General features: G+C 28.3%; 15 protein-coding genes. All 15 read left to right on the top strand.

Annotated elements, in window-relative coordinates:
- Positions 1-63: 63 nt before the first annotated feature.
- Positions 64-366, top strand: a complete 303-nt coding sequence (locus QZ321_RS02125; protein ID WP_291740640.1) for an urease subunit gamma — start codon at positions 64-66, stop codon at positions 364-366.
- Between the two features lie 13 nt (positions 367-379).
- Entirely contained in the window at positions 380-715 is a 336-nt protein-coding gene (locus QZ321_RS02120) for an urease subunit beta (RefSeq protein ID WP_291740641.1), read from the top strand.
- Complete coding sequence (gene ureC, locus QZ321_RS02115) at positions 715-2430, top strand: urease subunit alpha (protein WP_291740643.1); 1716 nt, start codon at positions 715-717, stop codon at positions 2428-2430. Before QZ321_RS02120 ends, ureC begins: the two co-directional genes overlap by 1 nt.
- 20 nt (positions 2431-2450) lie before the next feature.
- Positions 2451-2915: an urease accessory protein UreE gene (gene ureE / locus QZ321_RS02110; RefSeq protein WP_291740644.1), complete on the top strand. Its 465-nt coding sequence runs from the start codon at positions 2451-2453 to the stop codon at positions 2913-2915.
- Positions 2905-3606, top strand: coding sequence for an urease accessory protein UreF (locus tag QZ321_RS02105; RefSeq protein WP_291748678.1), 702 nt, complete (start codon positions 2905-2907; stop codon positions 3604-3606). The genes ureE and QZ321_RS02105 overlap by 11 nt, the downstream gene beginning before the upstream one ends.
- 101 nt (positions 3607-3707) lie before the next feature.
- On the top strand, positions 3708-4319 hold the full coding sequence (ureG, locus tag QZ321_RS02100; protein ID WP_291748676.1) for an urease accessory protein UreG: 612 nt from the start codon (positions 3708-3710) through the stop codon (positions 4317-4319).
- Between the two features lies 1 nt (position 4320).
- Complete coding sequence (locus tag QZ321_RS02095) at positions 4321-5169, top strand: urease accessory protein UreD (RefSeq protein ID WP_291741323.1); 849 nt, start codon at positions 4321-4323, stop codon at positions 5167-5169.
- 119 nt (positions 5170-5288) lie between these two features.
- Positions 5289-6491: an ammonium transporter gene (locus QZ321_RS02090; RefSeq protein WP_291748673.1), complete on the top strand. Its 1203-nt coding sequence runs from the start codon at positions 5289-5291 to the stop codon at positions 6489-6491.
- Between the two features lie 32 nt (positions 6492-6523).
- Positions 6524-7036: an AmiS/UreI family transporter gene (locus tag QZ321_RS02085; protein WP_291741319.1), complete on the top strand. Its 513-nt coding sequence runs from the start codon at positions 6524-6526 to the stop codon at positions 7034-7036.
- Between the two features lie 66 nt (positions 7037-7102).
- Positions 7103-7846, top strand: coding sequence for an N-acetylmuramoyl-L-alanine amidase (locus tag QZ321_RS02080; RefSeq protein WP_291748671.1), 744 nt, complete (start codon positions 7103-7105; stop codon positions 7844-7846).
- 155 nt (positions 7847-8001) lie between these two features.
- The gene (locus tag QZ321_RS02075; protein ID WP_291748670.1) at positions 8002-8640 is read left to right on the top strand and encodes a hypothetical protein; all 639 of its coding nucleotides are present in this window, start codon (positions 8002-8004) and stop codon (positions 8638-8640) included.
- A 260-nt stretch (positions 8641-8900) separates the two neighbouring features.
- Positions 8901-10865 carry a YgiQ family radical SAM protein gene (locus QZ321_RS02070; protein ID WP_291748668.1) on the top strand — a complete coding sequence of 655 codons (1965 nt, stop codon included), beginning with the start codon at positions 8901-8903 and terminating at the stop codon, positions 10863-10865.
- A gap of 363 nt (positions 10866-11228) precedes the next feature.
- Positions 11229-11378: a hypothetical protein gene (locus QZ321_RS02065; protein ID WP_291741310.1), complete on the top strand. Its 150-nt coding sequence runs from the start codon at positions 11229-11231 to the stop codon at positions 11376-11378.
- Between the two features lie 30 nt (positions 11379-11408).
- Entirely contained in the window at positions 11409-11558 is a 150-nt protein-coding gene (locus QZ321_RS02060; RefSeq protein WP_291741308.1) for a hypothetical protein, read from the top strand.
- A gap of 135 nt (positions 11559-11693) precedes the next feature.
- A complete protein-coding gene (locus QZ321_RS02055; RefSeq protein ID WP_291748665.1) occupies positions 11694-13793 on the top strand; it encodes a sodium-translocating pyrophosphatase in 2100 nt (699 codons plus the stop codon).
- The last annotated feature ends 77 nt before the right edge of the window (positions 13794-13870 follow it).

Genomic DNA, 13870 nt, shown 5'->3' with positions numbered 1-13870 from the left:
AAGTGAAAAACTAAAAATTGTCGAATAAATTTATTAGTTGATTAAAAAAGGGAGGAATTTATTTTGCATTTAACCGTTAGAGAACAAGAAAAATTAATGATTGCAGTTGCAGCTGATGTAGCTCGCAAAAGAAAAGCTAAAGGATTAAAATTAAATTATCCTGAGTGTATGGCGATAATAACTGATGAAATGTTAGAAGGGGCTAGAGAAGGAAAATCAGTTGAGTATTTAATGGATTATGGAACAAAAATTTTATCAAGAGATGAGGTTATGGAAGGAGTTCCAGAAATGATTCATGTTGTTCAAGTTGAATGTACTTTTCCAGATGGAACTAAACTAGTTACAGTACATGAACCAATCAAATAGGGAGGTCTAAAATATGATACCAGGTGAATTAAAAATACAAGAAGGAACAATTGAATACAATAAGGGAAAAGAAGCAATAAAATTACAAGTTGTTAATACTGGAGATAGACCAGTTCAAATAGGTTCACATTATCATTTTTATGAAGTAAATGATTCATTAGATTTCGATAGAGATGCTGCTTGGGGGAAAAGATTAGATATACCTTCAGGAACAGCTGTTAGATTTGAACCTGGAGATAAAAAAGAAGTAAACTTAATTGATATCGGAGGATATAGAAGAGTTTATGGAATTAGAAATATGTGTGATGGATTCTTAGATGGAATGTCAAAAGGGAGCGGTGAAAAATAATGAGTTTTGAAATTGATAGACATAGATATGCAGAATTATTTGGTCCTACAGAAGGAGATAGTATAAGACTTGGAGATACTGATCTTTTTATAAAAATTGAAAAAGATTACACAGGTTACGGAAATGAATGTAAGTTTGGTGGAGGAAAGACTCTTAGAGATGGCATGGGTCAAAATGCTACACAAACAAGAAAAAATCCAGAAGTTGTAGATATGATAATAACTGGAGCAACAATAGTAGATTATACAGGAATATATAAAGCTGATATAGGTATTAAAGATGGGAAAATACTTGCAATAGGTAAAGGTGGTAACCCAGATACAATGGATAATGTTGACTTCGTTGTAGGGGTTGGTACTGAGGCTTTAGCAGGTGAAGGTAGAATAATTACTGCAGGTGGTATTGATACTCACGTTCATTATATTCATCCAGGATGTGCACAAGTAGCATTAGAGGGAGGAATAACCACTTTAGTTGGAGGAGGAACTGGTCCAGTAGATGGAACAAATGCTGTTACTTCAACTCCAGGTGCTTGGAACATTAAAGAAATGTTAAAATCAGCAGATGGATGGCCAATAAATGTTGGTATATTAGGAAAAGGTAGTGGGGCAAATATTGATGTTAATGCTGAGCAAGTTGAAGCCGGAGCAATTTCCCTTAAAGTACATGAAGATTGGGGGGCAACAAGATCAGCTATAAATTATGCATTAGAAACTGCTGAAAAGTATGATATTCAAGTTGCATTACATAGTGATACTTTAAATGAAGGTGGATTTGTAGAACACACTATTCAAGCAATTGCTGGTAGAGTAATTCATACATATCATACTGAAGGAGCTGGAGGCGGTCACGCACCAGATTTAATGAAAGTAGCTTCACAAATAAATGTATTACCTGCATCAACTAATCCAACAAAACCTTATACAGTTAATACAATAGCAGAACATTTAGATATGCTTATGGTTTGTCATCACTTAGATGCAAAAGTACCAGAAGATATAGCTTTTGCTGATTCAAGAATAAGACATCAAACAATAGCAGCAGAAGATATATTCCAAGATATGGGTATATTTAGTATTATGAGCTCTGATACATTAGCTATGGGAAGAATTGGAGAAGTTGTAACAAGAACTTGGCAAACAGCTTCAAAAATGAAGAAACAAAGAGGAACTTTCCCAAATGATAGTGAATATAACGATAACAATAGAGTTAGAAGATATATAGCAAAATACACAATTAACCCTGCTATAGCACAAGGTATGGATAAATATATTGGTTCAATTGAAGTTGGTAAATTTGCTGATTTAGTACTTTGGGAACCAGCATATTTTGGAGTTAAACCTCATTTAGTAATTAAAGGTGGAATGGCTATTAGAGGAATAATTGGAGATGCTAATGCTTCAATTCCAACATGTCAACCAGTTGTATATAGAGAGTGTTATGCAGCACTTGGTAAAGCTAAAAACTCAACTTGTATTACATTTGTTTCTAAATATGCTTATGAGCATGGAATTAAAGAAGAATTAGGATTAGAAAAAACAGTATTACCAGTTGGTGGAATTAGAAACTTAACTAAGAAAGATATGAAGCTTAATGATGCTACTCCAGAAATTAGAGTTGACCCACAAACTTATGATGTTACAGTTGATGGAGAATTAATAACTTGTGAACCTGCAAGTGAATTACCATTAGCACAAAGATATTATTTATTCTAATTTAATGAGGAGAGGTTTATATGATTTTTAACCAAGTACTCGGGAATATAAATGACATAAAAAATACAGAAAATTTACATATAGAAAAGATATATATAAATAGTGAAGATACATTAAAAAGAATATTAAGAGTTAATTCAGATCATAATCATGAATATGGTATTGCACTTTCTGAAAATGTTGAATTAAAAGATGGTGATATACTTTATAAAGATGATAAAAATTTAATAATAATTAAAGTTAAAGGTGATGATGTTCTAGTAATAAAGCCTAGTGACATTACACAAATGGGAATTATAGCACATAGTTTAGGAAATAGGCATTTACAAGCTCAATTTGAAGATGGAAAAATGATAATTCAGTATGATGCATTAGTAGAAAGTGAGTTAAAAAGAGAAAAAATAAATTATTCTAGAGAAAACTTAAAACTAAAAAAAGCTTTTAGGCACGTAGAATTTGGGCACACTCATACACATGCCAATTAATAATAATATTGCTGATGTTTTAAAGGTGATTCAAATTTGTGATTCAAATTTTCCAGTTGGGTCTTTTAATCATTCATATGGAATGGAAACATATTTAAGATTGAAAAAAGTTTATAATACACCTACTTTTAAAGAATGGTTAAAGGTTTATTTAAATGAGCAGTTTATATTTAGTGATGGTTTAGCTATAAAAATGTTATATGAATACTTAAATAATAATGATATAGAAAAAATATGGGATTTAGATAATCTTATAACAGTTCAAACTGTTGCTATAGAAAGTAGAAATGCTGGAAAATTGGTTGCAAGTAGGATGGTTAAGCTTTTTTTAGATTTATATGATTTTGATTTATTAAAAAAATATAATATAAAAATTACTAATAAAGAAGTCTTTGGACATCCAGCAATAGTATTTGGAATTTTAATGTATTCTCTAGGTTTTAATTTAAAGGAAGCTATAATTTATCATATGTATAGTACTGTTTCTACTCTTATAAGTAATGCCGTTAGAACTATTCCATTAGGTCAAAAGGATGGGCAATTATTGTTAAAAGAGTTTAGTGAACAATTTGAAAGCTTGTATAATAATATTATTAATTTAGATTATGATTATTTTGGAGCTAATAGTCCAGGTTTAGAATTATCTCAAATTAAACATGAAGTTATGGAGTTTAGATTATTTATGTCTTAATTATTCAAAATTTTCAAAAATGATTTAAAAATAATTTTAAGTTGAATTATGAATTTTTATATTCATAATTCAACTAATTAAAGTTTTGAAAGGGTGTTGTTATGAAACCAGTAGTTATAGGAGTTGGGGGACCAGTAGGTAGTGGGAAAACATTACTTATAGAAAGATTAACTAGGGTAATGAATGATGAATATAAATGTGCTGTTATAACAAATGATATTTATACTAAAGAAGATGCTAAATTTATGGTTAAAAATTCTGTTTTAAGTGAAGATCATGTTATTGGAGTTGAAACTGGAGGATGTCCACATACTGCAATAAGAGAAGATGCATCAATGAATTTTGAGGCATTAGAAGAATTAAAAAGAAGATTTGATGATTTAGATATAATTTTCTTAGAAAGTGGTGGAGATAATTTAGCAGCAACATTTAGTCCAGATTTAGTTGATTTTTCAATTTACATTATTGACGTTGCACAAGGAGAAAAAATACCAAGAAAAGCAGGTCAAGGAATGATAAAAAGTGATTTATTTATTATAAATAAAATTGATTTAGCACCATATGTTGGAGCAAATTTAGAAATTATGAAGCAAGATACATTAGCTTTTAGAGATGAAAATAGTTTTATTTTTACTAATCTTAAAACTGACGAAGGAATTTTAAGTGTTATAAATTGGATTAAGAAAAATTGTTTGTTAGAGGGAATTTCATAATATGTTTAAAGAAGCTAAAGCTAAAAGTGAATATTCTGGATTAATAGATTTAGTATTAGAAAAAAAAGATGATAAGACAATTGCAACAAAAAAGTTTTATGAAGGATTAGTAAAAGTATCTCCTACTATAAAAATGGATAGAGAAAATATACCTACATTTTATTTATTACAACTTGGTGGAGGATATATAGAAGGAGAAAAATATAAAAATATATTTAAATTAAAAGATAATGCACGAGCTATTATAACAACTCAAGCATCAGCAAAAGTATATAAGTGTTTAAATAATATTAAAACAAAGCAAGAAACGGAAATAGAATTAGGTAAAAATAGTGTTTTAGAATATATAACTGATAATGTTATTTTATATAAAGATGCTATATATAAACAGGTTAATAATATATATTTAGATGAAAGTTCGACATTAATTTATAGTGATGGAATTACAGCAGGATGGTCTCCTGAAGGAGATAATTTTAAATATAAAAGTGTACAATTAAAAAGTAATGTTTATGTAAATAATAAGTTAGTATTATTAGATAATTTAATTGTTAATCCTATTAATAATGATGTAACAAAGTTAGGATTTTTTGAGGAGTACTCAAATTTTGGAACATTATTAGTGATTAATAAAAATGTAGATGATAAAGTGATAACAGAATTAAGAGAAGTAATTAGAAAGTTAAATCTACCAGTAGATTTTGGAATATCTAAATTAGAAGTTAATGGATTTGTTTTAAGAGTGTTAGGTAATTTAACACAACATATAGAGCAAGTAACAGGAGTTTGTCATAATTATATTAGAAAAAGTTTTTTAGGTTCTAAAGATTTAATTATTAGAAAGTATTAGATTTTATTTTAAATAAAGAAGTCTTTAAACTATAAATTTATAAAGTAAGTATCTTTTACATAATAAACATAAGAATAATATAAAAAGCAAAACAAATGAAAAATTAAGGGAGTGATTCTATGATTATTCATGGGGATGTAGCGTTTATGATATTATCTACAACGCTTGTTTTAATTATGACACCTGGTTTAGCATTTTTTTATGGAGGTTTAGTTGAAAGAAAAAATGCATTAACTATAATGTTTCAAGTATTTATTGCAATAGGTGTAGTATCTTTATTGTGGATATTTGGAGGATTCAGTTTAGTATTTGGTGATGATATTGCTGGAATTATAGGTAATCCATTTCAGTTTTTTGGGTTTAGGAATATGGTGTTTACAATAGATTTGAGATATAGTGAAACAATACCATTTATATTATTTTTTATGTATCAAATGAAGTTTGCGATAATTACAGCACCTTTAATGACTGGTGCATTTGCAAATAGATTAACTATTAGTGGTTGGATTAAAATTTTAATTATATGGATGATATTAATATATTTTCCAGTTGCTCATTGGGTATGGGGTGGAGGATTCTTAAGTAAACTTGGATTTGTTGATTTCGCTGGAGGAGCTGTAATACATATAACTTCAGGATTTGGATGCTTAGGTGGAATATATGTACTTGGAGAAAGAAAAATTAAAAATGAAAAAGGTCCTTTCAATTTAGGATTAGTTGCAATTGGTGCAGGTTTATTATTATTTGGATGGTATGGATTTAATTCAGGTGGAACAATAGTTGCTGCAGATATAACAACAATAGTTTTTGCAAATACAGGTGTTGCTTCAGCATCTGGAATGATAGTATGGCTAATTTTACATGCTATGCATGCAAAGAGAGCATCATTCCTTGAAGCAATAATAGGAGCTATTGCAGGACTTGCAACAGTAACACCAGCATCAGGATATGTTACTCCAATGAGTGCATTAATTATAGGTGCATTAGGTGCATTAGTATGTTTCTTCTGTGTTGAATTTGAAAGAAAGAAATGGGATGATGCATTAGATGTTTGGGGAGTACATGGAATGGGTGGATTCTTAGGTATTTTATTAATTGGAGTATTTGCAGATCCACGTGTAAATGGAATTAGTGCAGGTATACATCAATTTTTAATTCAAACTTTAGGAGCTGTAATAATAGGTGTTTATTCCATTTTAGTTACATATTTAATATTTAAGGTTGTTGATATGACTAAATCAATTAAAGTAAGTGAAGAAATTCAAAGAACTGGATTAGATCATGAATTCTTTAGAGAAAGTTATGAAACTAAGATAGATTAAAATAGTATGTCATAAAAACAAAGGAGGAAAATATGTTAGGAGTAGTTTTAATCTATGTTGGAGTAGTTCTTATTTTAAATGGAATAGGAAGACTATGTAATGTAGATGCTAAATCAAGTGCTGTATTTAATGTATTTACTGGTTTGTTATCATTTATATTAAATATAGTTGCTGTAATACAAGGTAATTATTTTGCTGCAGGAACAGGATTATTATTTGGATTTACATATTTATATATTGCAGCAAGAAGTATATTTAACTTAGATGGTAGGCTATATGGATGGTATTGTTTATTTGTTGCAATAAATACTATACCTTTAGCATTTATTGATGGTAATACACAAAAATTTATAGAATTCACTTTTGGAAACATATATTGGATTTTTATATGGTTATTATGGGGACTATTATGGTTAACAGGATTCATAGAACTTGTAATGAAAAAAGATTTAGGAAAGTTTGTTGGATATCTTTCAGTATTTGATGGAATATTTACAGCATGGATTCCAGGATTTTTATTATTAATAAATATGTATCCTAAATAAAAAATAATTAAGAGGCTATTACTTATGTGTATTAGCCTCTTATATTTAGTTAGGAGGAAAATAAGAGTGTTTAAAAAATTATTAAGAATATTTTTACTTGGAATAGTTATATTAAATTTAATTACTCCAACATATATAAAGGCTTATGGAAAATTTAATGAAGAATTTAATGAAAATTTTACCGTATGTATAGATCCAGGGCATCAAGGAAAAGGTGATCCAAAGGGAGAGCCAGTTGCTCCTGGTTCTTCTAATAAAAAGGCAAGAGTCTCATCAGGAACAGCTGGTGTTGCTACAAAAAAAGCTGAGCATGTTGTAAATTTGGAAGCATCAATGATATTAAAAGATTTATTAATGCAAAAAAATTATAATGTAGTTATGACTAGAGAAACTGCTGATGTTAATATCAGCAATGCTGAAAGAGCAGAAATTTCTAATAATGCAAATGCAGATATTACAATAAGAATTCATTGTGATAGTATAAATGATTCAGGAAAAACTGGAGCTACTATATTGGTCCCTGCAAAAGATTCTCAATATACAAAAAATATTTATACTGAAAGCAATAAATATGCAGAAATATTAAAGAAAATATTACAAGAAAATAATATCAAGGTTAATGGAATTTTTGAGAGAAGTGACATAACAGGATTTAATTGGTCTAAGGTCCCAGTTGTTATATTAGAAATGGGATTTATGAGTAACTTTAATGAAGATAAAATGTTATCAGATCCTAATTATCAAAAAATTTTAATGGGATCAGTAGCTAAATCTATAGATGTGTATAGTGAAGAAAATTATAAGAATTAATTTTAGGGGGATGGGCTTAATATTTATATGTAATAAAAATGGAAATTATGGATAAAATAATATTATGAAGCATAGTAATATTAAAAGCTAAAATTTTAATTATGTTAAGTACAAGCTAAAATTAATAATAGAGTTTGTCATTAGGAGGTGTGATTTTGAAGAAATATGATTTAATTTACTATTGGAGAAATTATTTGATTAATAAAGACAGTATAGATATTAAACCTAATGAGTATATATTAAAATTTTCTTTGATAAATTCATATAGTAGAGATTTTTTTTGCAATTGGTATTCATTTAAATCACAACAAGAAATTATAGGATTTATTAAATTTGTTGTAATACCATCAACATATATAACAAAAGCTTTTGGAAAAGAAGAAGATACTATATTTTTAGATGCATTAGAAGACTATGAAGCCATAGAAATTATTGAAGAAAGTAAAAATTATAATAAATTAGATATTTTAAAAGAAATAAAGCAAGATTATAAAATTATAAATAGCTTAAAAGATAATTTTACACTAGAAAAATTGAAGAATTTTATTAGTTTAACAAATTCAAAATCTAATATAATGTTTGGAATATTTAGTAAGCTTGAATTCTTTAAAAATGTAAATGAAATAGGAAAAGAGCTTGTAAAAGAGTTTGAAGATGATAATATGCTTGATAAATTAGAAAATAATATGGATTTAAATAAAAATCAAATACTAGATTTATTTGATGGAATAGATAAAAATCCTTTTATGTTAAGAAGATTAGGAACTTATCTAACTAACACATTGAATATCTAAAAATTTAATATAAATTTATAAATAAATCTTTTTTGAAGTTATAAATCTTATATTTATTTCTTTAAATTACGATTTATTTTTTTGTTTATTAATAGAAATTATAAAAATTAAATTCTATTGTAGAATAATTAATATAAATATTATGGTAAATTTATATAAGGTATTAACAAGAATAAAATTAGGTGTTATATTAATATATGTTAAATTATAAAAAAATAGATTTCAAATAGATATTCAAAAAAAATGAAAGATGTGATTAAATGAATAATAAATTTTTACCTATAAGTAAAGCTGATATGGAAGAAAGAGGATGGAGGCAGTGTGATTTCATAATTGTAACTGGAGATGCATATGTTGACCATCATAGTTTTGGTACAGCAGTAATATCTAGGGTATTAGAAAATGCTGGTTATAAAGTTGGGATTATAGCTCAACCTAATTGGCATAGTACTGATGACTTTATGAAGCTTGGAAGACCTAGATTAGCATTTTTAGTTAATGCAGGAAATATGGATTCTATGGTTAATCACTATACTGTAAGTAAAAGAGTTAGGGAAAAGGATTTATATTCTCCTGGCGGTAAAATGGGACTTAGACCGGATAGGGCTACTATAGTATATTGTAATAAAATTAGAGAAGCATATAAAAATATTAATATTTGCATTGGTGGTGTTGAAGCTAGTCTTAGAAGGTTTGCACATTATGACTATTGGGCAGATAAGGTTAGAAAATCAATATTAACTGATAGTGGAGCTGATCTTTTAATTTATGGAATGAGTGAAAAGCAAATAGTAGAAGTTGCCCATTATTTAAATGAAGGATTTGATGCAAAGTACATAAGACATGTACCAGGTACATGTTATTTAGTAGATAGCTTAGATGAAGTTTATGAAGAGCATATAGTTATACCATCATATAAAGAAGTTTCTACAGACAAAATTAAGTATTGTGAAGCATTCAAAATTACATATCAAGAACAAGATCCTATAAGGGGAAGGACTATAGTTCAAGATCAAGGGGATAAGTTTTTAGTAGTAAATAAACCAGAAGTTATTTTAAATAGAGAAGAGTTAGATAAGGTTTATGATTTACCATTTACTAAAGAATATCATCCAAGCTATGAGGAAATGGGAGGAATTCCAGCATTAGAAGAAGTTAAATTTAGTATAGTAAGTTCAAGAGGATGTTTTGGTAATTGTTCATTTTGTGCAATAACATTCCATCAAGGTAGGGCTGTTCAAAGTAGAAGTAAAGAATCTATAGTTAAAGAAGCTAAAGAAATGACAGAAATGACAGACTTTAAGGGGTATATTCATGATGTTGGTGGTCCAACGGCAAACTTTAGAAAGCCTGCATGTAAACATCAATTAACTATAGGAGCATGTAAAACTAAGCAATGTTTAAGTCCAGGTGTTTGTAAGAACATGGAGGTAGATCATAAAGAGTTTATAGATGTATTAAGAAGTGTAAGAAGTTTACCTAAAGTAAAGAAAGCATTTGTACGTTCAGGTATAAGATACGATTATGTAATGGCTGATAAAGATGATACATTCTTTAAAGAATTAGTAGAGCATCATGTAAGTGGTCAATTAAAGGTTGCACCTGAACATATATCAGAAAAAGTATTGAAGTATATGGGTAAGCCAGCAGGCAGAACATATGAAGACTTCAGACAAAAATTCTTTAGAATTACAGAAAAGCTTGGGAAAAAACAATATATTATTCCTTATTTAATGTCAAGTCATCCAGGAAGTACATTAAAAGAAGCAATAGAGCTTGCTGAATATTTAAGAGATATAAAATATCAGCCAGAACAAGTACAAGACTTTTATCCAACACCAGGAACTTTATCAACTACAATTTTTTATACAGGTTTAGATCCAATAACTATGAAACCAGTATATGTTCCTAAAAGTAAAGAAGAAAAAGCTATGCAAAGAGCTTTATTACAGTTTAGTAATCCAAAAAACTATAATATAGTTTATGATGCATTAATGAAAGCTGGAAGAGAAGATTTAATAGGAAATGGATCTAAATGCTTAATAAAATCAAAGGAACAAAGATATAGAGAGGCTCATGGACTTGTTAGACCAAAGTCTAAAGGAAACTCAAAGAGAAAAAATTCTTCAAGTAGAAGTAAGAATAATAATTTAAAGCAAAGTAAAGATTCAAGAAATTCTAAAAATAGTAGAAATGGAAGAGGAAAGAATAATAAATCCCGTTAATAATTTAAAGTTGAGTTTATCAAAATAAATTTTTAGAAGATTTAAAATATATTTATATAATAAAAATAGGCTATATCATATTGAAACTTTTAATTCAATACGATATAGCCTATTTTTAATTTAAATATCAGGTAATGGAGCATTTTTTACAAACATTTTAGGCATTGTTTTAATGTACTTTCCACGTTTTTGCTTGCTCATTTTTTAATTTCTCCTTTCAATATGCTAAATTATATTAGTTAAAAGTTTTTTTATTACTGAAAATTTAAATAATTTAATGTAAGTTTTTGAAATTAATAACTCGTATAAGTTTTTTAAAAACCCATAAAATAATAATATCAAAAGATAAAAGGAGGTTTTAAAATGAAAAAGTTAGATAAACTTTTAAGTAGAGATGTTGCAAAAAAAATGATTATCGATGGAGAGCCTTGGGATAAAATAATAGAAACAACTCATTTAAGATTAAAAGATCTAAAGCAAATACAAAGAGGAGAAATAGATCCAAAGTTCTAATAAAATTTACATAAAAGATGAGGAGAACAAATGAAGAATAAAAGAGAATACACTAAAGAAAATTACTTACAAAATGGAACAAAGTCTCAAAATAATAATCCTAAAAATAAATACGTAACAACAATAGAAGAACCTGCACTTAATGAAAGTGGTATAGAAGCTAAGAAAAAAGGATTTTAAAAAGATAAAGATAGTTTTTTAAAAGCAACAAGAAATATATTATTTTTTATTATAATGGTATATTTTATGTTGCTTTTTAATAATTTAAAACGAAGGTGGATTTAATATTTATTTCAAAATAAGGGGGAGGAGTTTATGAGCTTAATGGTTTTTGCTCCAATAGGTGCAGGTCTAGCTTTAATCTTTGCTGCATTTTATACTTATAAGATTTTTAAGGTTGATGAAGGTACAGATAAGATGAAGTACATTGCAGAAAGTATAAGAAAGGGAGCTAATGCGTTTTTAAAACGTCAGTATAAGGGTGTTGCAATATTTTTTGTAATTATGTTTATTATTTTATTTATACTAGCTCAATTTAATTTTGTAAGCATTTTCATGCCATTTGCTTTTTTAACTGGAGGAATTTTTTCTGGTTTAAGTGGATATTTAGGAATGAAAATTGCTACAAATTCTAATAGTAGAACTGCAAATGCTTGTAGTAAAAGTTTAAATAGTGGGTTAAGAGTAGCTTTTTCTAGTGGATCAGTTATGGGATTAGTTGTTGTAGGACTAGCATTAGCAGATTTTAGTATTTGGTATTTTATTTTAAATTGTTATTACGGAACACTTCCAGCAAATGAAAGAATTACAATAATAACAACTACTATGTTAACCTTTAGTATGGGAGCATCATCTATGGCTCTTTTTGCCAGAGTTGGTGGTGGAATTTTTACGAAGGCAGCAGATGTAGGTGCAGATTTAGTTGGAAAAGTTGAAATTGGGATTCCGGAAGATGATCCAAGAAACCCAGCAGTTATAGCAGATAATGTAGGAGATAATGTAGGAGATGTTGCTGGAATGGGGGCAGACCTTTATGAATCTTATGTAGGTTCAATTTTATCTTCTTGTGCATTAGCTGTGGCAGCAGGTCTTTCAGTAAAAGGTGCTGTGGTACCTGTAGTTATTGCATCAATAGGGGTTATGGCATCTATAATTGGTAGCTTTTTTGTTAAGTCTAAAGAGGATGTATCACAAAAGTCATTATTGAGTGCACTAAGAAGAGGAACATATTTTTCAGCAATAATTATTGCTGTAGCTTCTTATTTTGTAGTAGATAGTATTTTAGGTAAAGAAAATATAGGAATATATTTATCTATATTATGTGGACTTTTAGCAGGATTATTAATAGGATTTTTTACAGAATATTATACAAGTGATAATTATAAGCCTACAAAAAGTATTGCAGAATCATCACAAACAGGACCTGCAACTGTAATAATTACCGGATTATCAGTTGGTATGAAATCTACAGCGGCACCTGTTATTATAATAGGATGTTCTATATTAATTAGTTTTGTTGCTTCAGGAGGATTTAACAATTTTAACATGGGGCTTTTTGGTATAGCAATATCTTCAGTTGGTATGTTATCTACATTAGGTATAACTTTAGCTACTGATGCTTATGGACCAGTTGCAGATAATGCAGGTGGAATAGCCGAAATGGCAGGATTACCATCAGCAGTAAGAGATAGAACTGATGCATTAGATTCTTTAGGAAATACAACAGCAGCCACAGGAAAAGGTTTTGCTATTGGATCAGCTGCATTAACAGCATTAGCATTTATAGCAGCATATAAAAATTCTATAGAACAAATGGTAAATAATAATAATTTAGCATTTAATTTTGATTTATCAATATTAAATCCACAAGTTTTAATTGGAGCATTTATTGGAGCTATGGTTACTTTTGCATTTTCATCTTGTACAATGAGTGCAGTTGGTAGAGCAGCAAGCAAAATAGTTGTTGAAGTAAGAAGACAATTTAAGGAAATAAAAGGATTAATGGAAGGAAAATCAGAGCCAGATTATGCTTCTTGTGTTGATATTTGTACAAAATCTTCTCAAAAAGAACTTCTTGTAATTGCAGCAATAGCTATTATAAGTCCATTAGCTGTAGGAATAATTTTAGGCCCTAATGGAGTAGCAGGGTTACTTGCAGGAGCAACAATATGTGGGTTTGTTTTAGCAGTTATGATGTCAAACTCAGGTGGAGCTTGGGATAATGCTAAAAAACATATTGAAGCAGGTAATTTTGGTGGTAAGGGATCAGAATGTCACAAGGGTGCTGTTGTTGGAGATACTGTAGGAGATCCTTTTAAAGATACTTCAGGACCAGCCATTAATATATTAATAAAATTAATGTCTATAGTTTCAATAGTATTTGGTATGGTTATATTAACATTCCATATATTTTAAAAGAATTATCTAAAAACAATTGTGTATAATATTATATTAATAAAAATTTTATATAATTAAAAATAGCTGTATTCATA

Source organism: uncultured Clostridium sp. (genome assembly GCF_910588715.1).
In the GTDB taxonomy this organism is placed as follows: domain Bacteria; phylum Bacillota; class Clostridia; order Clostridiales; family Clostridiaceae; genus Clostridium.
The sequence above is the reverse complement of the archived record's forward strand: the minus strand, read 5'-3'. Positions and strand labels throughout refer to the sequence as shown.